The sequence below is a fragment of the Massilia endophytica genome, from assembly GCF_021165955.1.
GTDB classification, from domain to species: Bacteria; Pseudomonadota; Gammaproteobacteria; order Burkholderiales; family Burkholderiaceae_D; genus Rugamonas; species Rugamonas endophytica.
Window position 1 is genome coordinate 4,848,083 of sequence record NZ_CP088952.1, and the last position, 24,916, is coordinate 4,872,998.

The following is a 24,916-nucleotide window of genomic DNA, read 5'->3' on the forward strand; positions in this document are numbered from 1 at the left end:
CCTCCAATGACAGTCACCGAAACGAGCCCGCTCGCCGCCCTGCCCGTGCTGGGCGAAACCGCGCTGCAGACCTATCCTACGGCAACATTGTATGTAGTGGCCACGCCGATAGGCAATGTTACCGACATTAGCCTGCGGGCGCTGCACGTCTTGGGTCTGGTGAATGCGGTGGCTTGCGAGGACACGCGCAATACCGCGCAGCTGATGCAGCGCTTCGGGCTGAGCAAGCCGCTGCTGGCTGCGCACATGCATAACGAGCGCGAGGCGGCCGAAATGCTGATCACCCGGCTGCAAGCTGGCGAGCGCATTGCCCTCGTTTCGGACGCGGGCACGCCTGCCGTGTCCGACCCCGGCGCGCGCATCGTGGAGGCCGTGCGGCAGGCTGGCCTGCGCGTGGTGCCTGTGCCGGGCGCTTCGGCGGCCGTTGCGGCGCTGTCGGCCAGCGGCCTGGTGAACGACCAGTTCCATTTCGTGGGTTTCCTTCCCTCCAAGGCCAAGCAGCGGGAGACCGTGCTGCAGGGTCTCGCGGCCGTGAGTGCGACCATGGTGTTCTACGAGGCGCCGCACCGCATCGTCGAATGTGCGGAGGCGCTGGCCAGCGTGTTCGGTCCCGCGCGCCAGGTGGTGTTTGCGCGCGAGCTCACCAAGCTGTTCGAGGAAATCCACCGCTGCCCGCTGGGCGAAGCCGCCGCGTGGCTGGGGGCGGATGCGCACCGGGAGAAAGGCGAGTACGTGGTGCTGGTGGAAGGCGCGCCGCAGGCGGACGACGCGGGCGATGCCGAAGCGGAGCGCGTGCTCAAGATACTGCTGGAAGAGCTGCCCCTGAAGCAGGCGGCCAGCCTGGCGGCACAGATCACGGGACGCAAGAAGAACGCGCTCTACGATCGCGCGCTGGAGCTCAGGAAGGGCTGAGCCTTACCACTTGCAGCCGCTGTCCTTCTTGTCGAGCAACATGATGAGCGGGGACAGCAGGCCCGCGCCATTGAAATCCTTGCAATTCCCGCGCTTGGCGGCCGAGATGGCGCGGCCAAGACGCTCTTCCTTTGTCTCGCGATAGACCGTTTCCTTGCCTGGCGGATCGAGCTCCGCCGCCAGCTGGCGGGCCGAGGCCTTCGCCGCTTCCATGTCGAGGCGCGGGCCGTCCGCGGTCTCGGCGGCCGGGAGGTCGGCAGGCTCGGCAGGAGCTGGCGCCATTGTGATCGCTTGGGGCGCAGCGCGCCGCGCCGCTGGCCGCGGGGTACGCTGCGCAGGCTCGGGCTGCCGCTCTTCGGGCACGGCTTCTGTCTTCGGCGGCGATGGTGGTGCGGGCGGCGTCAGGACGACCGTCAGCACCTCGCTCCAGCGCCGCTGGTCGGATATGGCCTCTGGGCCGGGTGCCTTGAAAAGGCTGAACAGCAGGCCGTGGAGAAGCAGGGATACACCCAGGCCCGTGGCCAGGCTGGCCCGTGGCTGTGGGAGGCGCGGCATTTCTTGCATGTCAGACACCTTTCCGGCGGCAATCTGGTCTGGCTTGACGTTTGCCGCTACAGCTAGTATGATCTTGCTTCTTCGGAGTGTAGCGCAGCCCGGTAGCGCATCTGGTTTGGGACCAGAGGGTCCAAGGTTCGAATCCTTGTACTCCGACCAAGATTCAGGAAGAAAGCCTCAGGAATTCACGTTCCTGGGGCTTTTTTCTTTTCCCCGCTTGATCTGCCTCGTGCCGTCATTTCCGTCAGGAAATAACATGGGATTCCATTCCAGCGTTGGAGGGGAACCATGCGCATCATGCGGAAATTTCTGGGGGCCGCCCTGTTGTGTTCAGGCGTGGCCCAGGCTTCGGACAATATCGTCGTCAATCCCGGCTTCGAAGCACCGGCAGGGTGGCAGACCAGCGGTTCAGGTGCAATCGTCGTCACCACCCTGCGGGGACGCGGGGCTGACAAGGGCGTCGCCTACACCGCCTGTATTCTCGGCTGCCAGAATCTGCCTGGCAAGGGGAGCTATATGGGACAGACGCTCGCTACCCAGGCGGGCGAGTTTTACGACTTCAGCTTCTGGGCGCAGAGCGACCAGCCGGGGAACTGGCTGTCCGCTTTCTGGGACGGACAGCTGCTGACGCCGCAGCGCCGCTATCTGGATGGCAGCGACTGGACGCAGTTCCGCTTCTCCCATCTGCAGGCCAGCAGCCCCCTTACCCGCTTCGAGGTGCACAGCTTCACGGGCCTGAACACGATACGCCTTGACGACTTCATCGTCGTCCTGGTGCCCGAGCCTGCGCGCGCAGCGATGCTCGCTGCGGGCCTGGGAATGCTGGCGCTGGCGGTGCGGCGCAGAAGGCTTAGCCGGCCCTCTTCGCCAGGATAGCGTTGCCCGCGCGGCTGGCGCCCTTGCGGCCCAGGAACTGGGAGATGAAGTGGCCTGCGTCCACCACCGTATCCAGATCGATGCCGGTTTCGATGCCCAGGCCGTTCATCATGTACAGCACGTCTTCCGTGGCCACATTGCCGGTGGCGCCTTTTGCGTAGGGGCAGCCGCCCAGGCCGGACACCGAGGAATGGAAGATGGTGATCCCAACTTCCATGCTGGCGTAGATATTCGCAAGCGCCTGGCCGTAGGTGTCGTGGAAGTGGCCGGAGAGGCCGTCGATGCGGAATTCCTTGATGGCGCGCTCCATCACGGCCTGCGTCTTGCGCGGCGTGGATACGCCAATGGTGTCGGCGATGTCGATCTCGTCGCAGCCCAGGTCGCGCATGCGCGCCACCACATCGCCCACCGCATCCAGAGGCACTTCGCCCTGGTAGGGGCAGCCGAAGGCCGTGCTGACGCTGGCGCGCAGGCGCAGCCCGTGCTGCTTGGCCGCCTGCGCTACAGGCCTGAAGCGCTCGATGGACTCGGCAATGGAGCAGTTGATGTTCCGCTGCGAGAAGGCCTCGGAAGCGGCGCCGAAAATCACCACTTCATCCGCCTTGGCCGCCAGCGCGGCCTCGAAGCCCTGCATGTTCGGGGTGAGCGCGGAGTAGATGACCCCCGGCTTTCGCTCGATAGCCGCCATCACTTCCTTACTGGTGGCCATCTGCGGCACCCACTTCGGCGACACGAAGGACGCTGCCTCGATGTTCGGAAAGCCCGCAGCCGTCAGCCGGTTCACCAGCTCGATCTTCACCTGGGCCGGGACTTCCTCTTTCTCGTTCTGCAGGCCGTCGCGCGGACCCACTTCCACAATCTTGACCTTCTTCGGCAGGCTCATATCAGTATCCCTGTTCGCGGTTGACGACATCGGCGATGGTCTCGCCCTTTTCCAGTTTGCGGATCTTGTCCGCGATCTGCTGCACGCTCTCGCTGCGCTGGGTCAGCGCCGAGATATGCGGCGTGATGGTGATGCGCGGCTCCTGCCAGAACGGATGCTGCACCGGCAGCGGCTCGTTGCGGAACACGTCGAGGGTGGCGCCTGCAATGTGGCCGGACTTCATCAGCGTCAGCAGGTCCGGCTCCGCCACATGGGCGCCGCGCGCCACGTTGATCAGGTAAGCGCCCTGCGGCAGCTTGCCCAGGTTCGTTCGGTTGAGGAGATTGGCAGTATCCGGCGTGAGCGGCAGCATGCAGACCAGCACGCGCGCCTTTCGCAGCAGGGCATCCAGCCCTTCTTCGCCATGGTGGCAACGCACGCCCTCGATCTGCTTCGCACTGCGGCTCCACGCGTGCAGCGGAAAGCCGAAGGGTTTCAGCGCATCCAGCACTCGGCTGCCCAGCACACCGGCGCCAAGAACGCCGATGGCGAAGTCTTCGCGGCTGTGCTGCGGCAGCGGCGACCATTGTCCTGCGCGCGCCTGCGCCTCGTATTCGTCGAAGCGGCGGAAGTAGCGCAGCACGGCATGCAGCACATACTCCGCCATCTGGATGGCCATGCCCGCATCGCCCAGGCGCACGATGGGAACGTGGCGCGGAATCGCATCCTCGTGTTTCAGGATCGCGTCCGCGCCTGCGCCGCCAAGGAAGATCGCCTTGACCTTGGCCAGCTCCTTCAGCGCAGGTTCGGGCGCGCCCCAGGTGATCGCATAGTCGCAAGGCCCGCAATCCGCCCCCTCCTGCCAGGCCACCATCTCGGCCTCGGGCAGCCAGCGCGCGAAATCCTCGATCCAGGGGCCGGTATTGCCATCCGCGCGGTACAGCAGGATACGCATGGCTTGTCCTCAGGCGGCCTGGAAGGCCAGCAGCGGCGCGCCGTCGCTCACCTGGTCGCCCACAGCGTAGAGGATGTCCTCGACCACGCCGTCGTGCGGGGCGGCGATGGTGTGTTCCATCTTCATTGCCTCCATGATCACGAGCGGAGCGCCCTTCTTCACTTCCTGTCCTTTGGCGGCCAGCACGGCCACCACCTTGCCCGGCATCGGTGCGGTGAGGCGTCCGCCTTCGGCTTCCGATTCGCCGGCATGGGCCATCGGGTCGCGGTAGTTCAGCGGATAGTGGCTGCCGCCGGTGAAGACATGCAGGATCTCGCCGTCGCGCCGTACGGCGCCGTGCACGGAGGTTTCGCCCAGCTTGATGCTGAGTTCAGCGCCACGCTGCGAGAGCAGGGCCACGTCGGCGTCGATGCCCTTGATCGAGAGCTGCCAGCCGTGCGGCTGATAGGTGAAGGTGGGGCTGTATTCCTTGCCATGCTCGTCGCTGAAAGCCAGCACGCGCGCATAGCGGCTGTTCATGCGCCAGCCCAGGGCATTGCCCCATGGGTCGGCTGGATTGTTTGCCGATTGCGCCGAAGCGAGCGCCTTCTCACTTTCGATCAGGGACACGGCGGCGAGCGCCAGCGCGGAGACCGGGACGGAACGCGCAGGCGGGAACAGGGCTTCCTGGTTGCGCTCGATGAGGCCAGTGTCCAGGTCTGCGTTCGCAAACGCGTCGCCCTCCACCAGGCGCTTGAGGAAAGCGATATTGGAGGCCAGGCCAACGATCTGGTACTGGGACAGCGCCTGCGCCATGCGGGCCAGGGCCTGTTTGCGGTCCGCGCCCCACACGATCAGCTTGGCGATCATGGGGTCGTAATAAGGCGAAATGGAGTCTCCCTCGCGCACGCCGGAGTCGATGCGGATGGCGGCGGGGTTGCCGGGCGTGCCGCCCAGCTCGAAATTCACCGCCTCAGGCATGGCCATGTGGCGCAGGGTGCCGATGGAAGGCAGGAAGCCCTTCTCCGGGTTCTCCGCATATACGCGCGCCTCGATGGCGTGGCCGTGGATGCGCAGCTCGTCCTGCTTCTTCGGCAGCGGCTCGCCAGCGGCAACGCGCAGCTGCCATTCCACCAGGTCGGTGCCGGTGATCATTTCGGTAACAGGATGCTCCACCTGAAGGCGGGTATTCATCTCCATGAAGTAGAAGCTGCCGTCCTGGTTGGCGATGAATTCCACGGTGCCAGCGCCCACGTAGCCGACGGCGCGCGCGGCGGCGACCGCGGCGTCGCCCATCGCGGCGCGGCGCTCATCGCTCATGCCGGGCGCAGGCGCCTCTTCCAGCACCTTCTGGTGACGGCGCTGCACGGAGCAGTCACGTTCGAACAGGTAGATGCAGTTGCCCAGCTTGTCCGCGAAGACCTGGATCTCGATATGGCGCGGGCGCTGCAGGTACTTCTCCGCCAGCACCTTGTCGTCGCCGAAGGAGCTGATCGCCTCGCGCTTGCAGGAGGCCAGTGCATCCTTGAAGGCTTCGGCATTCTCCACCACGCGCATGCCCTTGCCGCCGCCGCCCGCCGAAGCCTTCAGCAGAACGGGATAGCCGATGCGGTCCGCTTCCTTCTGCAGGAAGTCGGCATCCTGCTGGTCGCCGTGGTAGCCGGGCACCAGGGGTACGTTGGCCTTTTCCATCAGCGACTTGGCAGCGGACTTCGAGCCCATGGCGCGCATGGCCGAAGCGGGAGGGCCGATGAACACCAGTCCCGCTTCCTCGCAGGCTTCGGCGAACTCCGCGTTCTCCGACAGGAAGCCGTAGCCGGGGTGAATGGCTTCGGCGCCCGTGGCCAGTGCAATGGCGATGATCTTGTCGCCGCACAGATAGCTTTCCTTTGCGGGCGCCGGGCCAAGCAGCACGGCCTCGTCGCATACGGCGACGTGGCGCGCGTTGGCGTCCGCCTCGGAATACACGGCGACCGTCTTGATGCCCATGCGGCGCGCGGTGGCGGCGACGCGGCAGGCGATTTCTCCACGGTTGGCGATCAGGATTTTCTTGAACATGGTGTCTCTCTATTCAGCTCGTTGGCCGGTTTTTTTTGAAATGAGATCAGCAGCCGCAGGCTTCCTTCTGCACGGAATCGAGCGTGGTGGCGCGGGTTTTCAGGCCCAGTTTCGCCAGCAGCGCGCGGTCGTCGTTCGCCTCGGGGTTGTCGGTGGTGAGCAGCTTGTCGCCGTAGAAGATGGAGTTGGCGCCTGCCATGAAGCACATGGCCTGAACCGCTTCGCCCAGCTCGCGGCGGCCTGCGGAAAGGCGTACACGCGCTTTCGGCATGGTGATGCGGGCCACGGCGATGGTGCGCACGAACTCCAGCGGGTCCAGCCGGTCCAGTCCATACAGCGGCGTGCCTTCCACCTGCACCAGATGGTTGATCGGCACCGATTCGGGATAAGGGTTCAGGTTCGCCAGCTGCGCGATCAGGCCCGCGCGCTGGTCGCGCGACTCGCCCATGCCCACGATGCCGCCGCAGCAGACCTTCAGGCCAGCATTGCGCACATGGCCCAGCGTATCCAGGCGGTCCTGGTATTCGCGGGTCGAGATCACGTTGTCGTAGAACTCGGGCGCGGTGTCGAGGTTGTGGTTGTAGTAGTCCAGGCCAGCGGCCTTCAGGCGTTCCGCCTGCTGCTCTTCCAGCATGCCGAGCGTGGCGCAGGTTTCCAGGCCCAGGGCTTTCACCTCGCGCACCATCTCCTCGACCTTGTCCATGTCGCGGTCCTTCGGGCTGCGCCACGCGGCGCCCATGCAGAATCGCGTAGCCCCGTTTTCCTTGGCTTGGCGGGCTGCCTCCAGCACGGTGTCGATGCCGAGGATCTTCTTCGCTTCCACGCCGGTGTCGTAGCGCGCGGCCTGCGGGCAGTAGCCGCAATCCTCTTCGCAGCCGCCGGTCTTGATCGACAGCAGGGTCGCCAGTTCCACGTCACCGTCCGGGAAGTTGGCGCGGTGGGTCTGCTGGGCGCGGAACATCAGCTCATTGAACGGAAGTTCGAACAGCGCCAGCACTTCCTCGCGCGGCCAGGTGGCCGCTTCGGGCAGCTTGATCGCTGCGGTGGGACGGTGCAGGGCGACGGTTTTCGGTTCTTGCAGCATGGGATTTCCTTGTTCGTTCAAAGTGTGTTGCGGCGCGCCGGCCAGTTCGGCAGGTGCGTAAAGTTCAGGTATTTCGAGGCGGCTGCCGGCGTCGGCTCGGCGAGCCAGGGCAGGCGGCCCAGCAGCGGGGCGGGAATGCGCGCTTCCAGGGCGGCCACGTTCTCGTCCAGGAAATTCATCTCCAGTTCCAGGGTATTGGCCACCCAGCCTGCGAGCTTCAGGCCGCGCGACTGGATGGCTTCCACCGTCAGCAGCGCGTGGTTGATGCAGCCCAGGCGCATGCCCACAACCAGCACCACCGGCAGGTCCAGCTGCTGCGCCAGGTCGGCCGTGTCGTACTGATCGTTCAGCGGCACGCGGAAGCCGCCCACGCCTTCCACGACCGTCGCATCCGAAGCGGCGGCAATTTCAAGGTAGGCCGCCAGAATCGGCACCGGATCGATGGTAATGCCCTCCATGGCAGCGGCGATATGCGGCGCGGCGGGCTCCTTCAGCATGAAAGGCGTCGTGATCGACGAAAGCAGGCTGACATTGCCCGCTTCCGCCAGCTGGTCGGCGTCGTCGTTGTGCAGGCGGCCGTCGCGCATCACGGCGCCAGCGGCCACGGGCTTCATGCCGCAGGCGCGCACGCCTTGCTGTGTCAGCGCGTGCAGCATGGCGGAGGAAATCATGGTCTTGCCGATTTCGGTATCGGTGCCGGCCACGAAACAGGCAAAGCGCGGCGGCAGGCCTGTTGCGGCGGCCTGGGCCTGGGGTTCGAGCACGGGAGCAACCGGATCTTCAAGTGCCATTTCAGCTCCTTTCCAGTTCGTTCAGTGCGGCGATCAGCTGCGCGACATCGCGCGCCTCGTGGCTTGCGGACAGGGTGGCGCGCAGGCGCGCCGTGCCCGCGGGTACGGTCGGCGGACGGATACCGCCCACCCACAGGCCCTGTTCATACAACGCCGCGGCGGCGCGCATGGTTTCCTCGTTCCCGCCGATGATCACGGGCTGGATCGCGGTGGACGAGGGCATGCGCTGCCAGCGCTGCAGGCGCAGGCCATCTTGCCATTGTGCCACCAAAGCATTCAGGTGGGCGCGGCGCTCCCGGCCTTCCGGCCCGCCGATGATATCGAGGCTCGCCAGCAGGGCATGCGCCAGAGCGGGCGGAGCGGCCGTGGTGAAGATATAGGGGCGTGCGCGCTGGATCAGGGTTTCGATCACGGTGGCATGGGCCGCCACGAATGCGCCGCCCACGCCGGCCGCCTTGCCCAGCGTGCCGACGTAGACCAGATAGGGAGAGCGCAGGCCGAAGTGCTCCAGCGCTCCGCGCCCGTTCTCGCCAACGGTGCCGAAGCCGTGCGCATCGTCCACCACCAGCCAGGCCTGGTGCCGTTCGCACAGCGCCAACAGCTCGGGCAGGGGCGCGAGGTCGCCGTCCATGCTGAAGACGCTGTCCGTTACCACGATCTTCGTGCTGGCGCTGCTGGCCGTGAGCATGGCGTCCAGCGCGGCCACGTCGGCGTGGGGGTAGACCTTGAGCGAGGTGCGCGACAGGCGGCCGCCGTCGATCAGGGAAGCGTGGTTCAGCGATTCGCTGAAGATTTCGCTGTTCTTGTCGCCCACGGCCAGGCCGGTAAGCACGGCAAGATTGGCCATGTAGCCGGTGCAGAAGTACAGGGCGCGCGCCTCGACCAGATTGGGGCCGACGAAGTCCGCGAGGCGCTCCTCCAGTTCGGCGTGGGCGCGGCTATGGCCGCTGATCAGGTGCGAGGCGCCGCTGCCGGTGCCGTACTTTTCAACGCCTTCCTTCATCGCCGCAGCAATCTTCGGGTGCGCGGCGAGGCCGAGATAGTCGTTGCTGCAGAAAGCGAGCATGTCGCGGCCATCCACCCTCACGCGCGGAGCGCAGGGCGACTCCACGTTGCGGCGGCGGCGGATCAGGCTTTTCTCCTGCAGGAGACCGAGCTGGCGGTCGAGCTGTTTGAGCAGTTCCATGGCCTTACCCCGCAATCGTCTGTTCGAACACCGCGAGGGTGCGGGCGGCCAGACCCTCGATTTCCTCGTCGCTGAGGATATATGGAGGCATCAGGTAGACCGTGCCGCCGATGGGGCGCAGCAGCAGCTCGTTGCGCGTGGCATTGGCGAAGAAGCGGCGCGAGAAGCTGCTGTCCACGTCCACGGCGTCGAAGGCCCAGATCATGCCCCGGCTGCGAGCATTGCGGATGCGTGGATGCGCAGCCAGCGGCTCCAGGGCGGCGCCCAGCTTTTCCGCGCGCTGGCGGTTCGCTTCCAGCACGCCGTCCTGCTCGAAGATATCGAGCGTGGCCAGTGCGGCGCGGCAGGCCAGCGGGTTGCCCGTGTAGGAATGCGAGTGCAGGAAGCCGCGCGTGATATCGCTGCTGTAGAAAGCCTGATAGATCTCTTCGCGCGTCAGTACCAGCGAAAGCGGCAGGTAGCCGCCGCTGATGCCTTTCGAGAGGCAGACGAAATCCGGCCAGATGCCCGCCTGTTCGCAGGCGAAGAAGGTGCCGGTGCGGCCGCAGCCCACGGCGATTTCGTCCAGGATCAGGTGCACGCCATGGCGGTCGCACAGTTCGCGCACCAGCTTCAGGTAGAGCGGGTCGTGCATGGCCATGCCGGTTGCGCATTGCACGAGCGGTTCGATGATGATGGCGGCGATGCGGCCGGCCTTTTCCTCGAAGAGGCGCTGCACATCGGCGGCTGCGCGGCGCGCAACGTCTTCCGCGCTTTCGCCCGGTGCTGCCTGGCGCGCATCCGGCGACATCACGGTTTGCGAGGCGCGCAGCAGGGGGCCATAGGCGTCCTTGAACAGCGCCACATCGGTCACCGCCAGCGCGCCGATGGTCTCGCCGTGATAGCTGCCCTGGAGGCAGACGAATTCCTGCTTGTCCGCCTTGCCGCTGTTGCGCCAGGCGTGGAAACTCATCTTCAGCGCGATTTCCACTGCCGAGGCGCCATCCGAGGCGTAGAAGGCGTGGCCCAGCTGGTGGCCCGTCAGCGCCGCCAGGCGTTCGGAGAGTTCGATCACGGGTTCGTGGGTGAAGCCCGCCAGCATGGCATGCTCCAGCGTGTCCAGCTGCTGTTTCAACGCGGCGTTGATGCGCGGATTCGCGTGGCCGAAGAGATTGACCCACCAGGAGCTGATGGCGTCGAGATAGCGGCGGCCTTCGTGGTCGTACAGCCATGCGCCTTTGCCGTGGCTGACGGGAATCAGCGGCACGGTCTCGTGATGCTGCATCTGGGTGCACGGGTGCCACACGCTGCGCAGGCTGCGCGCGACCCAGTCGGTATTGTGTTTCGAATCCTGCAAAAAAACAGCTCCGCTTCAGTTCAGCCAGTTCGGCTTGCGCTTCTCGAGGAAGGACTGCACGCCTTCGCGTCCCTGCTCCGAAGCGCGGATGTTGGCAATGCGCTGGGCCGTATCGGCCAGCAGTTCGTCGGTGACGGGGCGGTCCACCACTTCGCGCACCAGGGCCTTGGCTTCCTTCACGGCGTTGGGGCTGTTCCCCAGCAGGGCCTTGACGATGCCGCCCACCTTGGCGTCCAGTGTATCGGCCGCCGCCAGCTCGTGCACGAAGCCGATGCGGTGCGCTTCCGCCGCATCGAAGCGTTCCGCCGTCAGGAAATAGCGGCGTGCCGCGTTCTCGCCCATGGCCTTGATGACGTAGGGCGAAATGGTGGCGGGGATCAGGCCCAGCTTCACTTCGCTCAGGCAGAAATTCGCTTCCTGCACGGCGACCACGATGTCGCAGGCCGCCACCAGGCCCATGCCGCCCGCGTAGCAGTCGCCCTGCACCCGTGCCACCACGGGCTTCGGGCACAGGTAGATAGTGCGCAGCATCTGGGCCAGGGCCATGGCGTCGGACTGGTTCTCGGCGTGCGAATAGCCCGCCATTTTCTTCATCCAGTTCAGGTCCGCGCCCGCGCAGAAGGCCGGGCCTTCCGCCGCCAGCACGATGGCGCGCACCAGCTCATTGCGCCCCAGCTCCTCGAAGGCGCTGGCAATCTCGTTGATGCTCTGCTCATTGAAGGCATTGCGCACGTCCGGGCGGTTCAGCGTGACGGTGGCCAGCTTGTCCGCGATGGTAATGGCCAGGGTCTGGTAGTCCATGCACCCCCCTTTACATGCGGAAGACGCCGAACTTCGTGTCCGGAATCTCCTGGTTGAGGGCTGCGGAGAGGCCAAGGCCCAGCACCATGCGCGTATCGGCCGGGTCGATGATGCCGTCGTCCCACAGGCGCGCGCTGGCGTAGTAGGGGTGGCCCTGCTCCTCGTACTGTTCCTTGATGGGCTGCTTGAAGGCCGCTTCCTCTTCCGCGCTCCACTGCCCGCCCTTGGCCTCGATACCGTCCCGCTTCACGGTCGCCAGCACGGAGGCCGCCTGCTCGCCGCCCATCACGGAGATGCGCGCATTGGGCCACATCCACAGGAAGCGCGGCGAATAGGCGCGGCCGCACATGCCGTAATTCCCCGCGCCGAAGCTGCCGCCGATGATGACGGTGAACTTGGGCACCGATGCGGTGGCCACGGCCGTCACCATTTTGGCGCCGTTGCGGGCGATGCCCTCGTTCTCGTACTTGCGGCCCACCATGAAGCCGGTGATGTTCTGCAGGAAGACCAGCGGGATCTTGCGCTGGCAGCACAGTTCGATGAAGTGCGTGCCCTTCAGCGCCGACTCCGAGAACAGGATGCCGTTGTTGGCGATGATGCCCACCTTCATGCCGTAGATGTGGGCGAAGCCGCACACCAGCGTGGTGCCGTAGCGCGCCTTGAACTCGTCGAATTCGCTGCCGTCCACGATGCGGGCGATCACTTCGCGGATATCGAAGGGCTTGCGGGTATCCACGGGGATCACGCCGTACAGTTCTTCCGGCGAATACTTCGGCTCCACGGATTCGCGTACGGGGCCCTGCTGCGGCTTGCGGCGGTTCAGGTTGGACACGATGGTGCGCGCCATCGACAGCGCATGCGTATCGTTCTGCGCCAGGTGGTCGGCCACGCCGGAGAGGCGCGTATGCACGTCGCCCCCGCCCAGGTCCTCGGCCGACACCACCTCGCCGGTGGCCGCCTTCACCAGCGGCGGGCCGCCGAGGAAGATGGTGCCTTGTTCCTTGACGATGATGGATTCGTCGCTCATGGCCGGCACGTAGGCGCCGCCTGCCGTGCAGGAGCCCATCACCACCGCGATCTGCGGGATGCCCTTGGCCGACATATTGGCCTGGTTGTAGAAGATGCGGCCGAAGTGGTCGCGGTCGGGGAACACGTCGTCCTGGTTCGGCAGGTTGGCGCCGCCCGAGTCCACGAGGTAAATGCAGGGCAGGTTGTTCTGCTCCGCGATCTCCTGGGCGCGCAGGTGCTTCTTCACCGTCATGGGGTAGTAGGTGCCGCCCTTCACGGTGGCGTCGTTACACACGATCACGCATTCCTGGCCCGCCACGCGGCCGATACCGGTGATGACGCCTGCGGAAGGCGCCGCGTCGTTGCCGCTCGCCTCCTTGTACATGCCGTAGGCCGCCAGCTGGGAAAGTTCCAGGAAGGGCGTGCCCGGATCGAGCAGCATCTGCACACGGTCGCGCGGCAGCAGCTTGCCGCGCGCCACGTGCTTGGCGCTGGCCGCCTCGCCGCCGCCTTCGGCGATCTTTGCGATCTTCGCCCGCAGGTCGTCCACCACGGCCTGCATGGCGGCGGCATTGGCCTTGAAATCGTCGCTGCGGGGATTGAGCTTGCTCTCGATGTGCGCCATGGTCTCTCTTCTCTCTTATTCGGGGAACTGTCCGTCCACGTAATACCAGCGCAGCACGCCGTGCTCGTCGGCCTCGCGCAGGAAGCGGCTCACCTCGTGCAGGCGCTGACCCTTGCCGCCGATGCGGCAGCGGGCCACGAACTCCACGAAATCCTCGCCTTCATTTACTTTACGTTGACGTAAACGTAAAGCAGATTTTACCTCAAGTCCCAGCCACTGCAATCGCTCGTCCGGGTTGATGATTTTTTCGGCAGGGCGGGTGGAGGAATGCCAGGTCGCCAGCAGATAGGGTTCGTTGCCCAGGGTGTAGGCCGTATAGCGCGAGCGCATCAGCTGCTCGGCTGCCTGCGGCACGGTGGCGCCGCTCAGGAAGGGGCCGCAGCAGCTGTCGAGGGAGGGACCGCCGCAGGGGCAGCCGGCCGGCGTCTTGGACTTGGGCATGGGGATGCGAAAGAAGCAAAGTTCGCATTATCCGCCATTCCGGCAGTTCGGGTCAGGCAGCCGGGCCAAAACAGCGTGGCGCATAGTTGACTCAGCGTAACTCAATTTTCGGGCGAGGTCTTAGCATGAAGCTTTCCCAAGACGGAGATCGCCATGCCTTACATCGCAAGAGGCAGCTTCACGGAGCAAACTGGGGCTTTCGGCAACGGACAATGTGTCGCCCTCGTACGCGCGCTAACGGGCGCGCCTCCATCCCCTACCTGGCGGGAGGGTAACAGGCTCGTCGATTTGCTCGAGGCTAATATCCTTATTCCATCGGGCACAGCTATCGCCACATTTACACGGGAGCGCTACCCGAACCTATCGCACGGCAATCACGCCGCCATTTTCATTCGTTGGGTAGCAAATGGGATGGAGGTATTTCATCAATGGAAGGGACGGGCGCCGCACAAGACTGTGCTCTATTTCGGCCGGAAGCAAGCGCAGGCGTTTATGCGCGCCGAACATTACTCCGTCATCAAATGAAGAGGGCAGCCGCTTTGTTGTTGGGGGCACTGGCGCTGAGCGCTGCTTCGGCAGGCCAACGTGCTTGCCCGGCGGTAGCGCCAGCGGACTGGAAGGTTGGCGGAAAGCCGCTGGAGTCTGTGCGCGTCATTTCCTATCCAGCCAGCGAAACGCCCGGCCAGGACCGCGACTATTACGCAGCGCCCCCATGGAGCGAACGTGAGGAGTCTGGATATATCTACCAGACCTGGCACATGAATGGAGATGCGCCCGACTTCAGATACGAGGTGGACTGCATCTACTCAGGCATTGCCCGCTATGTCAGTCTCGATGTGAGCGGCACGCGTCAATGCACCGCGCGCTGGCGGGCTCGGCGCGACCATGGCGTGGTCGCGCGCAGCTTGAGCTTCTCATGCAACTAGCTTCGGGCGCCCACCATCAGCGGCGGTAGCCCAGGCAGTCGAGGGCGAAGGGGGCGCCCTTGCCGGTCATGAGGTCGGCCAGGATGGAGGCGGTGCCGCAGGCGAAGGTGAAGCCCAGGGGGCCGTGGCCCACGTTCAGCCACAGGTTGGGATACTGCGTGGCGCCGATGATGGGCGCGCTGTTCGGCGTGGCGGGACGCAGGCCTGCCCAGGATTCGGCCTGGCCGTAGTCGGCTGCCGTGGGCATGGTCTCGCGCGCCAGCCGGGTCAGGCCCGCGATGCGGCGCTCGTCGATGCCGGTGTCCTCGCCCACCATGTCCACCATGGCGGCCACCCGTAGGTTCCCGCCGATGCGGGCGTACAGGGTCTTGCGTTCGAAGTCGGTCACGCTGATTTCGGGCGCCGTGTGCTCGGCGCGGATGGGCGCCGTCAGGCTGTAGCCCTTCAGGGGATAGAGCGGCAGGCTGATGTCCGCCGTTTCGGCCAGGTTGCGGCTCTGGATGCCCGCGGCCAGCACGAAATGGTCGCCGCCCACCCAGCCCGATTCCGTATGGATGGCCGAGACCTTGCCGTTTTCGCAGAAGATGGCCTGGGCCTCGGCATGCACGACGCCCTGGAAGCGGGGATGGGCGCGCAGGCGCTTTTCCAGCGCCAGGCAGAAGGCGTGGCAGTCGGCCACCGCCTCGCCGCTGTTGAAGATGCCGCCCGCCAGCGAAGGCGCCAGCTGGGCCAGCGCCGGCTCCATGCGCGCCGTTTCCTCGCCGTTCAGCACCTGCCGTTTGCTGGAGGACTCGGGACGGGCCACGGCCGCATCGAACACTTTCTTCGAACGGTAGACCACGAGCTTGCCCGCGTCGCGCCAGGAGAATTCGGAAAGAGGAAGATTCAGTTCCAGCTGCTGCATGGACTTGCGGCTCAGCTCGCCAAGCTCCAGCAGCTTGGCGGTGGTGCGGCGGTTGTCGGCCGCATTGCAGTTGGCGAGGAACTGCAGCAGCCAGCGCCACTGGCGCGGATCGGCTTCCAGCTTGAAGCGCAGGGGGCCGTCCTCCTGGAACATCCACTGCAGGGCCTTCAGAGGCACGCCGGCATCGGCCAGGGGGGAGACATAGCGATAGCTGAGCTGGCCGCCATTGCGGTAGCTGGCGGCGCTGCCCACCGTGGGCGCCCTCTCCAGCAGGGTGACCTTGTAGCCCGCTTCCAGCAGCCACCAGGCCGACGTCAGGCCTACGACACCGCCACCGATCACCACCACTTGCTGTGCTTCTTGCTGCATTGCGCCTCGCTTCTGGGGTTCCGTTGGAACCGTTTTCACTCGATCGGACAGCTTAAAGGCCAGCTTGTCCCGGGCGCCAATGAATCGTCGTGCACAGCATATAACCTTTGGTCATGCCGCCGGGTGGTATCAGTCCACTTTGCCCAGGATGGCGCGGCGGTAGAGGGCGTTCAGGATCAGCTCCTCGGAGCGCGTGTGGGCCGAGAAGGCGCCGGGGCGCTGGTCCGGGTCGGTGCCGAAGCCGCCGATCAGGGAGACCATGCCGTTGCCGTTCTGCAGATCGACCACGAAGGTGGAGATCAGGCCGTAGGCCTCGCCCAGGTGGCCCACCGCGCTGAAGCCGCCCCCTTCCACCAGGCGGTTGCCAACGCCGGGCTCGTCCGGGAAGCGCTGCGTGCCCAGGCCCCAGCTGTGGTAGAGGCCGTTGAGCGTGTCGCCGTTCTTGCCGTTGTAGCGCCACTGTTCCTGGAACATCAGGGCCAGGGTTTCGGGCTTGAGGAAGACCTTGCCCTCGTGCCTGCCTTTGTTGATCAGCATGAGCATCACCTTGCCCATGTCCGGCGCGGAGATGCGCAGCCCGCCCGTCGGGCTGAAGAGGGTTGCGTTCGTGCCCGGCACATAGGACGCCAATCTCGCTGGCGGCGAGGGCGGCTTCACGCCGAAGTCGTCCACCTGGGCGATCCAGGGACCGGCTGGGTTCCAGATCTCGGTATCCGTGGTGCGGCGGCGGTAGAGCGTGGACGTGTCCGCCACTTCGGCCGGGCTGAAGGCGGAGGTGTTGTAGCCGCCGCGCAGGCCCAGCGGGTTCAGCAGCAGGCGCCGCATCAGGAGGTCGAAGCGCTCGCCCGTCACCTTTTCCATCACGGTGCCGATCACGCCCCAGCCCAGGTTGCTGTAGGTGAAGTAGTCGCCCGGTCCCGCATTGCGCGCCCACATCTCGCCCTTGCCATGGCGGGCGCCGCCCGGGACCAGCACGTCCTTCAACGCGGTATCCGTGCCCCAGGAATAGCCCGCGTCGTCGCGCAGGGAAGCGGTGTGGCTCAGCACCTGGCGCAGGGTGACGGCCCGATCGGGGAAGTGCGGATTGCGCACCGTAAAGCCCAGGTAGCCGGAGATGTCCGCATCCAGGTCGATTTTGCCTTCTTCCACCAGGCGCATGAGGCCCAGGGTGGTCATCATCTTGGAAATGGAGGCGATGCGGAACATGGTGGCGGCCGTGACCGGCTCGGCCTTGCCGTGACCCGTGGTGTCGATGCGGCGCAGGCCGAACTGCTGCTGATAGCTCACCTTGCCGTCCCGGATGGCCAGGACGGACAGCCCGCTTAGCGGGTGCTGGGCATCGTTGACGACGGCCGCCAGTTCGCGGTCGAGGAGGGCGGAAGGCGAGGCGCCGCCATCGGCCGCCATCACATGGTTCACACTGCCCAGCAGTAATGCGCCCAACAGCGCGCCCAGTCGGTAAGCCATCACTTCCTCCTCATGTTTTTGCGCCAAGCATACGGGCGCGGTTGGCGGCCATCCAATGAAAACTGATTATCCAGGCATAACCGGTCCCTATGCCATGGTGACAATTCTGGGACATTTTGCAGACCAATTGCCCCAAAACAAAAGAAATGTCCTGCCTATAATTTCATCATTCCAAAACCACTTCCTCCAAGAGACCACCATGCAAGCACAACAGCAACAGGAAAACCCCGTTCTGGCCGGCTTCGAACCGCGCGAAGGGTGGGAAATGATGGACGCCGTGCAGCACCCTTCCGGTGATACCACTGTGGTCCTGGGCGACGGCTGCATCATGCGCCTGCTGCGCATCGACAGCACGGGCGCGGTGCTGAAGAAATCCGATTTCCGCGATCCGCGCGAAAGCACCGCCATCTCGGCCCGCGTGCTGCGTGGCGCGGTGCGCCTGCGCGCCATCGGCGAAGCCGTGACCATGGTCCTGCGCGCCAACAGCAGCGCCGTCATGGTCTACCGCCTGACCTTCTGCCTGGCCAAGGGCTACAAGAAACTGTGGGGCAGCCTGGTCAAGCCCGGCATGTACCGCGACGCGCTGCGCGCCTGAGCGCCGGCCGCGCCGCACGAAGGGCTGGACCGCAAAGGTCCGGCCCTTTTGTTTTTGGGCGGCGGCAGATGGCGACAATTTCTGTACAAAGGCTTACCAAAAGCCGAAGGATGACCGAGGGTTATTTCTTAGAATCAACTCATAGAAGTGTTTTGTTACTGGAGTTGCGCCATGCATGCCACCAAGCCGTCCCTGTTTTCCCGCCTCAGCGCCCCGCCCCCCGCAGCGCCCTTCACGCCGCCGGAAGGCTGGTCCCTGATCGATACGGCCGTCCACCCGTCGGGGGAAACGACCATCGTGCTGGGCAACGGCGAAGTGGTGCGCCTGCTGCGCCTGAACCGTCTGGGCAAGGTGCTGCGCCAGACCGAATTCAGCCAGGACACGGGCCACACCGACCTGACGGACCAGGTGGACCCGGCCGATGCGGCCCAGCCCGCCCCGCGCCGCTTCCGCGACGCCGTGCGCCTGCGCGCCATCGGCGAGGCGGTGACCATGGTGCTGCGCACCGGCCGCAACGGCGTGCTGGTCTACCGCCTCAGCTACTGCGTGGTGCACGGCTACAAGCAGCTGTGGCGCACCCTCGTCAACATGGGGCGCCGCAGTGGCGACACGGGTGCCCCGCAGTAATCGCATAGCCCTACGTTATGCCTTCCCAGCAACTTTTCATGTAGGCGGGCCGCAGCGCGGATTCTTCATCCCTATTACACTGTGCATGATAGGAGGATGGGAATGAGCCATAACAGCGTGGAGCCCAGCAGCGAAGTTAGCGATAATTCGCCGCTGTACATGCAGATAGCGCGGAAATTGATCGACGACGTGCGTACCGGACGGTACCAGGTCGATCAGGCCCTGCCGTCTGAGCGCACGCTGTCGGAACAGCTCAATGTTTCGCGCGTCACGGCCCGCAAGGCCATCGACCAGCTGGTCGAGCAGGGCCTGGTGGTGCGCCGCCGAGGCTCAGGCAACTATATTGCCCCGCGCATCGAGCAGCCTCTCTCCAACCTCTCCAGCTTTTCCGAGCAGCTGCAGCAGCGGGGCTACCAGCCCAGCTCGCGCTGGCTCAAGCGCGCCGTCGTCACGGCAGGTACGGAAGAGCAGCTGAGCCTGGGCCTTTCGCCCAACAGCAAGGTGGCCCGCCTCGAACGCCTGCGCCTGGCGGACGAGATGGTGATGGCCTACGAGGTCAGCGTGCTGCCGTTTTCGGTGGTGCCGCGGCCGGAAGAGATCGGCGACTCGCTCTACAAATTCCTGGAAGCCTCGGGCAAGGTGCCCGCGCGCGCCCTGCAGCATATCCGCGCCATGAATGCCTCGGCCGAGCTGGCCCGCCAGCTCGACGTGCCGGAAGGCCAGGCCGTTCTCTTCATTACCCGCATCGCCTACCTGGAAAGCGGCGAGGCGGTGGAGCTCACGCACTCCTACTGCCGCAGCGACCACTACGACTTCGTCGCCGAGATGCGCCGCGGCGCCTGACCTTCGGTCAGCAACATAACTTTACGGAATGCCCGCGCGCCTTCCTTTCATGGGCCCTCGGCCAGATTTGGTATTACACTGGTTTGGTCGTATCCAGAATATCAAGATTGGCGATGCTGAAAACAGAAACCCCGAGCACGCAGCACGCGCTGCTCGACCAATACCCCGTCACCGAACTCGTCACCGCCTTTGTCGATGACCAGTTCAACGCCGTGCAGGCCGTGCGCGACGCCACCCCGCGCATCGCCGCCGCCATCACGGCCGCCGTGCCGCGCATCGAGGCGGGCGGACGCCTGATCTATGTGGGCGCCGGCACCTCGGGACGGCTCGGTGTCCTGGACAGCGTCGAGCTCTATCCCACCTTCTCCTGGCCGCACGAGCGTGCCCTGGCCCTGCTGGCCGGCGGCGAATCCGCCATGTTCCAGGCGGTGGAAGGCGCTGAGGACGACCGCGGGCAGGGCGCAGCCGACCTGCAGGGCCTGAAGCCCGGCGCAAACGATGTCGTCTTCCTGCTGGCGGCCTCGGGCGGCACTCCCTACGTGCTGGGCGCCCTGCATGCGGCCCGCGCCGCCGGGGCGCTGACCATCGGCATCGCCAACAATCCTGACGCTCCGGTCGCCGCGGAAGCCGAAATCGGCATCACCCTGGACACGGGCAGCGAAGTCATTTCCGGCAGTACCCGCCTGAAGGCGGGCACTTCGCAGAAGATCGTGCTCAATACCATCTCCAGCGCCATCATGGTGCGCCTGCACAAGGTGTACGGCAACCTGATGGTGGACCTCAAGCCTACCAACGCCAAGCTCTTCGCCCGCACCGTGCGCCTGACCGTGCATGCCACCGGCGCCAGCGAGGAAGAAGCGCGCAATACTCTGGAGCAGTGCGGTTATCATGTGAAAGTGGCAGTCGTCGCACTGCTGAGAAAGACGACGGTGCAGCAGGCGGAGACCCTGCTGGCACAAGCCCGGGGCAGCGTCCGCGGCGCACTGACGGCCTGAGGCCGCCGCGCATCCTCGGGCCCCTCGACAAGACAAAGGATGTGATGGAACAAGCGCAACGCCGTAATCCCTGGGCCTGGATCCCGACGCTCTACTTCGGCCAGGGCATTCCCTACTTCGCCGTGCTGGCCCTGTCGGTGGTGATGTACAAGAATGCCGGCATCTCCAACTTCGACATCGCCTTCTATACTTCCTGGCTTTACCTGCCCTGGGTGATCAAGCCCCTGTGGTCGCCCATCGTCGAGATGTTCGGCACCAAGCGCCTGTGGACCGTGGTCCTGCAGGGCGTGGTGGGCGTGGCGCTGGCGCTGGTGGCCTTCACCACCCACCTGCCCGGATTCTTCCAGCTGAGCCTGGCGATCCTCTGGCTGATGGCCTTCGCCTCCGCCACCCACGACATCGCGGCCGACGGCTTCTACATGCTGAGCATGAGCCAGAAGGAGCAGGCGGCCTATGTGGGCGTGCGCAGCACCTTCTACCGCCTGGCCAATATCGCGGGCCAGGGCGGCGCCGTGGCCCTGGCGGGCGTGCTCATCAAGCGCACCGGCGACCCCCACCTGGCCTGGGCCGTGGTCTTCGGCCTGCTGGGCGCCCTCTTCGTGCTGCTTTGCGCCTACCACTTCTTCGTGCTGCCGAAACCGGCCGCCGACGTGCAGGCCCGCCTGCAGGGCAATCCCTTCGAGGAATTTTTCGGCACCTTCGGCTCCTTCTTCCGCCGCGACGGCATCGCCGTCATCCTCGCCTTCCTGCTGCTGTTCCGCCTGGGCGAATCCCAGCTGCTCAAGATGGCCGTGCCCTTCCTGCTCGACCCCGTCGAGAAAGGCGGCCTGGGCCTGGACAATACCCAGCTGGGCGTGGCCTACGGCACGGTGGGCGTCATCGCCCTGACCCTGGGCGGCCTGCTGGGCGGCGTGCTGATCGCGCGCTTCGGCCTCAAGCGCTGCCTGTGGCCCCTCACCTTCGCCGTGCACCTGCCGGACCTGGTCTTCATCTACCTCTCGGCCTACCAGCCGCAGGACCTGCTGCTGGTGTCGGCCATGATCGCGGTGGAGCAGTTCGGCTACGGCCTGGGCTTCACCTCCTACCTGATGTTCATGATCATGGTGGCGGACGGCCCGCACAAGACGGCCCACTACGCCATCTGCACCGGCTTCATGGCCATGGGCATGATGCTGCCGCAGATGGCGAGCGGCGCCATCCAGGAATACCTGGGGTATCACAACTTCTTCATCTGGGCCTGCCTCTCGACCATTCCGGCCTTCGCGGTCACGGCCCTGGTGAAGATCGACCCGGCCTTCGGCCGCAAATAACGATACGGAGACATTCGTGGCTTTCAACGCGAAAAAACGGCTGGTCCTGAGCGCAGGCGCCGCCGCAGTGATGGCGGCCTTCCTCGGCGCCTGCTCGACCACTCCCGCGCCATCCGGCCCGGCCGACACGCAGCCTCATTACACGGGCGACCAGCCGCCCGCCGCGCCGCGCGAGTTCCGCGCCGCCTGGGTCTCCGTGGTGACCAATATCGACTGGCCGAGCAAGCCGGGCCTGAGCACGGCCAGGCAGCAGGAAGAGGCCATCGCCATCCTGGACCGCGCCAAGGCCATGAACCTGAACGCCATCGTGCTCCAGGTGCGCACCAGCGCGGACGCCATCTACCCGTCGAAGATCGAACCCTGGAGCGAATACCTCACGGGCCAGCAAGGCCAGGCGCCTTCGCCCGCCTACGATCCGCTGCAGTTCTGGATCACCCAGGCCCACGCGCGCGGCATGGAGCTGCACGCCTGGTTCAACCCCTACCGCGCGCGCCACCAGAGCGCCAAGTCCTCCGCCTCGCGCGACCATATCTCCGTGGCCAAGCCCCAGCTCGTGCGCCAGTACGGCCAATACCTGTGGATGGACCCGGCCGAGGACGCGGCCTCCCAGCAGACCCTGGACGTGATCCTGGACGTGGTGCGCCGCTACGACGTGGACGGCGTGCACATCGACGACTACTTCTATCCCTACCCGATTCCGGCGCCGACCGCCAGTGGCGGTGAGAGAGCCGCGCTGGATGGGGCCACGGCACAGGCCGAACTCGACTTCCCCGACCAGGGGCCCTGGCAGCGCTATGTGCAGGGCGGCGGCAAGCTGGACCGCGCATCCTGGCGCCGCCAGAACGTGGACCGCCTGATCGAGGCCATCTACACCAAGGTACACCGGGAAAAGAGCTGGGTGCGCTTCGGCGTCAGCCCCTTCGGCATCGGCCGCCCCGACCGCCGCCCGCCCGGCATCAGCGGTTTCAGCCAGTACGACAAGCTGTACGCGGACGCCGAGCTGTGGCTGGAAAAGGGCTGGCTGGACTACTTCGTGCCCCAGCTCTACTGGCCGATCGCCATGCAGACCCAGTCCTTCCCCGTGCTGATGGATTACTGGCGCACGCAGAACCCGAAGGGCCGCCACCTGTGGCCCGGCCTGTTTACCAGCCGCACCGAGGACGGCAGCCCGAAAGCCTTCGGCCCCAACGAGATCGAGCAGCAGATCGACCTCATGCGCCAGCGCCCGGACGTGAACGGCCATGTGCACTTCAGCATGGTCTCCCTGATGCAGGAGCGCAAGGGCTTCGGCGCCCGCCTGGCCGCCACGAAGTATCCGAGCGCGGCCCTGGTTCCCGCCACGCCGTGGCTGGGCAGCGACGCGCCGGCCGCGCCCGCTCCCTCGCTCAAGCGCGGCAGCGGCGGCCTGACCGTGAGCGTGCCGCCCGTGAAGAACGCGGTACAGTACGCCGTGTGGGCGCGCTATGGCCAGGAGTGGCGCTTCACCGTCGCTCCCGCCGCGCGCAGCGAGATCATCCTGGCGGACGATGCCGGGGTGCCCGCCCGCGAAGTGGTCATCACCGCCGTGGACCGCCTCGGCAACGAAAGCCCGCGCGCCAGCGCAAAACTGTAAGGCAGCAGCATGAGCGACACCGCCCGCCACCTGGGCCTCGGCATCGACGCCGGAGGCACGCAGACCCGCTGGGCCCTGGCCCGGCCGGACGGCACGGTGCTGGCCGAAGGCGCCGTGGCCGGTTCCTCGGCCCTGCAGCTGGCCAGCGCCGCAGGGCGCGAGCGCCTGCGCGCCACCTTCACCGAACTGGCGCAGCAGGTGCTGGTGCACGGCCGCCCGCGCCGCATCTGCGCCGGGCTCACGGGCTTCGGCGGCGAGAGCCAGCTGCTGGTGGGCTGGCTGGTGGAGCTCCTGGGCGTGGACGCCGCCGCCATCGCCATCTGCAACGATATCGAGATCGCCTACCTGGACAGCTTCGACTACGGCGAGGGCTACCTCGTCTATGCGGGCACGGGCTCGATTGCCGCCTTCATCGACGGCGACGGCGTCTTCCACCGCGCGGGCGGCCGGGGCGTGGTGCTGGACGATGCGGGCGGCGGCTTCTGGATCGCGCGCGAAGCCCTGCGCCGCATCTGGCGCCGCGAGGACGAGGCGCCCGGCGCCTGGCGCGAATCGCCCATGGCCCATGCCGTGTTCGAGCACGTGGGCGGCGACGACTGGTCCTTCTCCCGCAGCTTCATCTATACTCGCGAGCGCGGCGAGATCGGCCAGCTGGCGCTGGCGGTCGCGCGCAGCGCCGAGGCCGATCCGGCGGCGCGCACCATTCTGCAGCAGGCCGGGCGCGAACTGGCGCGGCTGGCCATGGCCCTGGTGTCGCGCTTCGGGCCGCGGCCCATCGTGCTCGCGGGCCGGGCGGCCGAACTGCATCCGCTGATCGCGGACACCATGCGGTCCGAGCTGGCCGAGGGGCTGGACCTGCGGCAGAAGACGGCACGGCCCCACGCGGCCGCGGCGCGCATGGCGGCCCGGCTGAGCAACTGAATCCTACTGAGAAGAGATGTCCATGAAAAAACTCCTGCTCGCTTCCCTCATCGGCATCCTGAGCGGCTGCGCCACCGTGCCAAGCGGCCCGGTGATCGATCATTCCCTCGTGGCCAAGGGCCAGAACAGCCGTGTGCGCTTTATCGTAATCCACTACACGGTGTCCGACCTGCCGCGCTCGATCATGCTGCTGACGGAGAAGGAAGTCAGCGCCCACTACCTGCTCACCGACCAGGCCCAGCCCAAGCTCTACGGCCTGGTGGACGAGAAGAATTCGGCCTGGCATGCCGGCGTGAGCAGCTGGAAGTCGTACACCAACCTGAACAACAGCTCCATCGGCATCGAGATCGTCAATCCGGGCTTCACGGAAACGCCGGACGGCAAGCGCACCTACTATCCCTTCCCGCAGGCGCAGATGGACCAGCTGATTCCCCTGCTGAAGGACCTGGTGGCGCGCCACAAGGTGGCGCCGGAGAACATTCTCGGCCACTCCGACATTGCGCCCCAGCGCAAGCAGGACCCCGGCCCCCTCTTCCCCTGGAAGCAGCTGGCGGACGCCGGCCTGATCCAGTGGCCCGACGCGGCCGCCGTGGCCGCGGCCCGCGCGAAGTTCGAGACCCAGCTGCCGGATGCGGCCTGGTTCCAGCAGAAGCTGGCCCAGCACGGCTATGCCGTGCCGCAGACGGGCGTGATCGACCGCGCCACCCACAATGTGCTGGTGGCCTTCCAGACCAAGTACCGCCAGTCGAACTGGGACGGCGTGCCGGATGCGGAATCGGCGGCCATCCTGGACGTGCTGACGGCGCCGCCCAAGCCCGCGGCGCCCGCGGCCGCGCTGCCGTCGAAACCATGATCGTTTCGCCATTGCACGGCTGGCG

At 66.1% G+C, this 24,916-nt stretch carries 24 protein-coding genes and 1 tRNA gene; 12 read left to right on the forward strand and 13 right to left on the reverse strand.

What is annotated here, in order from left to right; translation table 11 throughout:
* Positions 1–6: 6 nt before the first annotated feature.
* Positions 7–912 (forward strand): 16S rRNA (cytidine(1402)-2'-O)-methyltransferase, encoded by a 906-nt coding sequence (gene rsmI / locus LSQ66_RS22295; RefSeq protein ID WP_231767355.1) that lies wholly within the window; start codon positions 7–9, stop codon positions 910–912.
* A gap of 3 nt (positions 913–915) precedes the next feature.
* Here rsmI and LSQ66_RS22300 read toward each other — a convergent pair whose 3' ends face one another.
* Positions 916–1,476: a hypothetical protein gene (locus LSQ66_RS22300; protein ID WP_231767356.1), complete on the reverse strand. Its 561-nt coding sequence runs from the start codon at positions 1,474–1,476 to the stop codon at positions 916–918.
* A 73-nt stretch (positions 1,477–1,549) separates the two neighbouring features.
* Between LSQ66_RS22300 and LSQ66_RS22305 the strand changes: the two genes are divergently transcribed.
* Together LSQ66_RS22305 and LSQ66_RS22310 are read left to right on the forward strand one after the other, a co-directional pair.
* Positions 1,550–1,626, forward strand: a tRNA-Pro gene (locus LSQ66_RS22305).
* Between the two features lie 138 nt (positions 1,627–1,764).
* Positions 1,765–2,343 (forward strand): PEP-CTERM sorting domain-containing protein, encoded by a 579-nt coding sequence (locus LSQ66_RS22310; RefSeq protein ID WP_231767357.1) that lies wholly within the window; start codon positions 1,765–1,767, stop codon positions 2,341–2,343.
* Here the strand turns inward: LSQ66_RS22310 and LSQ66_RS22315 are convergent.
* From LSQ66_RS22315 to LSQ66_RS22360, 10 genes are read right to left on the reverse strand one after another with little or no spacing between them, the layout of a single operon-like run.
* Positions 2,318–3,226: a hydroxymethylglutaryl-CoA lyase gene (locus LSQ66_RS22315; RefSeq protein ID WP_231767358.1), complete on the reverse strand. Its 909-nt coding sequence runs from the start codon at positions 3,224–3,226 to the stop codon at positions 2,318–2,320. The genes LSQ66_RS22310 and LSQ66_RS22315 overlap by 26 nt on opposite strands.
* Position 3,227: 1 nt before the next feature.
* Positions 3,228–4,160 (reverse strand): 2-hydroxyacid dehydrogenase, encoded by a 933-nt coding sequence (locus LSQ66_RS22320; protein ID WP_231767359.1) that lies wholly within the window; start codon positions 4,158–4,160, stop codon positions 3,228–3,230.
* 9 nt (positions 4,161–4,169) lie between these two features.
* Complete coding sequence (locus tag LSQ66_RS22325; protein ID WP_231767360.1) at positions 4,170–6,197, reverse strand: acetyl/propionyl/methylcrotonyl-CoA carboxylase subunit alpha; 2,028 nt, start codon at positions 6,195–6,197, stop codon at positions 4,170–4,172.
* 46 nt (positions 6,198–6,243) lie between these two features.
* Positions 6,244–7,281: a biotin synthase BioB gene (gene bioB / locus LSQ66_RS22330; protein WP_231767361.1), complete on the reverse strand. Its 1,038-nt coding sequence runs from the start codon at positions 7,279–7,281 to the stop codon at positions 6,244–6,246.
* A gap of 17 nt (positions 7,282–7,298) precedes the next feature.
* On the reverse strand, positions 7,299–8,072 hold the full coding sequence (bioD, locus tag LSQ66_RS22335; RefSeq protein ID WP_231767362.1) for a dethiobiotin synthase: 774 nt from the start codon (positions 8,070–8,072) through the stop codon (positions 7,299–7,301).
* Position 8,073: 1 nt separating this feature from the next.
* Positions 8,074–9,258 carry an 8-amino-7-oxononanoate synthase gene (gene bioF / locus LSQ66_RS22340; RefSeq protein WP_231767363.1) on the reverse strand — a complete coding sequence of 395 codons (1,185 nt, stop codon included), beginning with the start codon at positions 9,256–9,258 and terminating at the stop codon, positions 8,074–8,076.
* Positions 9,259–9,262: 4 nt separating this feature from the next.
* Positions 9,263–10,594 (reverse strand): adenosylmethionine--8-amino-7-oxononanoate transaminase, encoded by a 1,332-nt coding sequence (bioA, locus tag LSQ66_RS22345; protein WP_231767364.1) that lies wholly within the window; start codon positions 10,592–10,594, stop codon positions 9,263–9,265.
* A 15-nt stretch (positions 10,595–10,609) separates the two neighbouring features.
* Positions 10,610–11,395 carry an enoyl-CoA hydratase/isomerase family protein gene (locus tag LSQ66_RS22350; protein WP_231767365.1) on the reverse strand — a complete coding sequence of 262 codons (786 nt, stop codon included), beginning with the start codon at positions 11,393–11,395 and terminating at the stop codon, positions 10,610–10,612.
* Positions 11,396–11,405: 10 nt separating this feature from the next.
* Positions 11,406–13,028 (reverse strand): carboxyl transferase domain-containing protein, encoded by a 1,623-nt coding sequence (locus tag LSQ66_RS22355; RefSeq protein WP_231767366.1) that lies wholly within the window; start codon positions 13,026–13,028, stop codon positions 11,406–11,408.
* A 15-nt stretch (positions 13,029–13,043) separates the two neighbouring features.
* A complete protein-coding gene (locus LSQ66_RS22360; RefSeq protein WP_231767367.1) occupies positions 13,044–13,469 on the reverse strand; it encodes a YchJ family protein in 426 nt (141 codons plus the stop codon).
* A gap of 153 nt (positions 13,470–13,622) precedes the next feature.
* Here LSQ66_RS22360 and LSQ66_RS22365 point away from each other — a divergent pair, with 153 nt between their 5' ends.
* Positions 13,623–13,994, forward strand: coding sequence for a BPSL0067 family protein (locus LSQ66_RS22365; RefSeq protein WP_231767368.1), 372 nt, complete (start codon positions 13,623–13,625; stop codon positions 13,992–13,994).
* A 417-nt stretch (positions 13,995–14,411) separates the two neighbouring features.
* On the opposite strand, the gene LSQ66_RS22370 is transcribed toward LSQ66_RS22365, so the two are convergent.
* Together LSQ66_RS22370 and LSQ66_RS22375 are read right to left on the reverse strand one after the other, a co-directional pair.
* Complete coding sequence (locus LSQ66_RS22370; protein ID WP_231767369.1) at positions 14,412–15,668, reverse strand: D-amino acid dehydrogenase; 1,257 nt, start codon at positions 15,666–15,668, stop codon at positions 14,412–14,414.
* Positions 15,669–15,797: 129 nt separating this feature from the next.
* Positions 15,798–17,135, reverse strand: coding sequence for a serine hydrolase domain-containing protein (locus LSQ66_RS22375; RefSeq protein WP_231767370.1), 1,338 nt, complete (start codon positions 17,133–17,135; stop codon positions 15,798–15,800).
* Between the two features lie 199 nt (positions 17,136–17,334).
* On the opposite strand from LSQ66_RS22375, the gene LSQ66_RS22380 reads away from it, so the two are divergent.
* The 8 genes from LSQ66_RS22380 to LSQ66_RS22415 all read left to right on the forward strand — a co-directional run bounded on the left by LSQ66_RS22380 (position 17,335) and on the right by LSQ66_RS22415 (position 24,891).
* Entirely contained in the window at positions 17,335–17,730 is a 396-nt protein-coding gene (locus LSQ66_RS22380; protein WP_231767371.1) for a hypothetical protein, read from the forward strand.
* Positions 17,731–17,901: 171 nt separating this feature from the next.
* On the forward strand, positions 17,902–18,357 hold the full coding sequence (locus LSQ66_RS22385; protein WP_231767372.1) for a hypothetical protein: 456 nt from the start codon (positions 17,902–17,904) through the stop codon (positions 18,355–18,357).
* Positions 18,358–18,459: 102 nt separating this feature from the next.
* Positions 18,460–19,200, forward strand: a complete 741-nt coding sequence (locus tag LSQ66_RS22390; protein WP_231767373.1) for a GntR family transcriptional regulator — start codon at positions 18,460–18,462, stop codon at positions 19,198–19,200.
* A gap of 98 nt (positions 19,201–19,298) precedes the next feature.
* Positions 19,299–20,195 carry an N-acetylmuramic acid 6-phosphate etherase gene (gene murQ / locus LSQ66_RS22395; protein WP_269449184.1) on the forward strand — a complete coding sequence of 299 codons (897 nt, stop codon included), beginning with the start codon at positions 19,299–19,301 and terminating at the stop codon, positions 20,193–20,195.
* A 44-nt stretch (positions 20,196–20,239) separates the two neighbouring features.
* Positions 20,240–21,505, forward strand: coding sequence for an MFS transporter (locus tag LSQ66_RS22400; RefSeq protein ID WP_231767375.1), 1,266 nt, complete (start codon positions 20,240–20,242; stop codon positions 21,503–21,505).
* A gap of 16 nt (positions 21,506–21,521) precedes the next feature.
* Positions 21,522–23,117, forward strand: coding sequence for a glycoside hydrolase family 10 protein (locus tag LSQ66_RS22405; protein ID WP_307730234.1), 1,596 nt, complete (start codon positions 21,522–21,524; stop codon positions 23,115–23,117).
* Positions 23,118–23,126: 9 nt separating this feature from the next.
* Entirely contained in the window at positions 23,127–24,038 is a 912-nt protein-coding gene (locus LSQ66_RS22410) for an N-acetylglucosamine kinase (RefSeq protein WP_231767376.1), read from the forward strand.
* Positions 24,039–24,060: 22 nt separating this feature from the next.
* On the forward strand, positions 24,061–24,891 hold the full coding sequence (locus LSQ66_RS22415) for an N-acetylmuramoyl-L-alanine amidase (RefSeq protein WP_231767377.1): 831 nt from the start codon (positions 24,061–24,063) through the stop codon (positions 24,889–24,891).
* The last annotated feature ends 25 nt before the right edge of the window (positions 24,892–24,916 follow it).

Coding starts and splice junctions, on each gene's coding strand:
- LSQ66_RS22300 (WP_231767356.1), bottom strand. CDS start 1,476: ATGCAAGAAATGCCGCGCCTCCCACAGCCACGGGCCAGCCTGGCCACG.
- bioF (WP_231767363.1), bottom strand. CDS start 9,258: ATGGAACTGCTCAAACAGCTCGACCGCCAGCTCGGTCTCCTGCAGGAG.
- rsmI (WP_231767355.1), top strand. CDS start 7: ATGACAGTCACCGAAACGAGCCCGCTCGCCGCCCTGCCCGTGCTGGGC.
- LSQ66_RS22415 (WP_231767377.1), top strand. CDS start 24,061: ATGAAAAAACTCCTGCTCGCTTCCCTCATCGGCATCCTGAGCGGCTGC.
- bioB (WP_231767361.1), bottom strand. CDS start 7,281: ATGCTGCAAGAACCGAAAACCGTCGCCCTGCACCGTCCCACCGCAGCG.
- LSQ66_RS22385 (WP_231767372.1), top strand. CDS start 17,902: ATGCATGCCACCAAGCCGTCCCTGTTTTCCCGCCTCAGCGCCCCGCCC.
- LSQ66_RS22355 (WP_231767366.1), bottom strand. CDS start 13,028: ATGGCGCACATCGAGAGCAAGCTCAATCCCCGCAGCGACGATTTCAAG.
- LSQ66_RS22310 (WP_231767357.1), top strand. CDS start 1,765: ATGCGGAAATTTCTGGGGGCCGCCCTGTTGTGTTCAGGCGTGGCCCAG.
- LSQ66_RS22325 (WP_231767360.1), bottom strand. CDS start 6,197: ATGTTCAAGAAAATCCTGATCGCCAACCGTGGAGAAATCGCCTGCCGC.
- LSQ66_RS22375 (WP_231767370.1), bottom strand. CDS start 17,135: ATGGCTTACCGACTGGGCGCGCTGTTGGGCGCATTACTGCTGGGCAGT.
- LSQ66_RS22315 (WP_231767358.1), bottom strand. CDS start 3,226: ATGAGCCTGCCGAAGAAGGTCAAGATTGTGGAAGTGGGTCCGCGCGAC.
- LSQ66_RS22410 (WP_231767376.1), top strand. CDS start 23,127: ATGAGCGACACCGCCCGCCACCTGGGCCTCGGCATCGACGCCGGAGGC.
- LSQ66_RS22400 (WP_231767375.1), top strand. CDS start 20,240: ATGGAACAAGCGCAACGCCGTAATCCCTGGGCCTGGATCCCGACGCTC.
- LSQ66_RS22320 (WP_231767359.1), bottom strand. CDS start 4,160: ATGCGTATCCTGCTGTACCGCGCGGATGGCAATACCGGCCCCTGGATC.
- LSQ66_RS22365 (WP_231767368.1), top strand. CDS start 13,623: ATGCCTTACATCGCAAGAGGCAGCTTCACGGAGCAAACTGGGGCTTTC.
- LSQ66_RS22380 (WP_231767371.1), top strand. CDS start 17,335: ATGCAAGCACAACAGCAACAGGAAAACCCCGTTCTGGCCGGCTTCGAA.
- bioD (WP_231767362.1), bottom strand. CDS start 8,072: ATGGCACTTGAAGATCCGGTTGCTCCCGTGCTCGAACCCCAGGCCCAG.
- LSQ66_RS22390 (WP_231767373.1), top strand. CDS start 18,460: ATGAGCCATAACAGCGTGGAGCCCAGCAGCGAAGTTAGCGATAATTCG.
- LSQ66_RS22360 (WP_231767367.1), bottom strand. CDS start 13,469: ATGCCCAAGTCCAAGACGCCGGCCGGCTGCCCCTGCGGCGGTCCCTCC.
- LSQ66_RS22350 (WP_231767365.1), bottom strand. CDS start 11,395: ATGGACTACCAGACCCTGGCCATTACCATCGCGGACAAGCTGGCCACC.
- LSQ66_RS22370 (WP_231767369.1), bottom strand. CDS start 15,668: ATGCAGCAAGAAGCACAGCAAGTGGTGGTGATCGGTGGCGGTGTCGTA.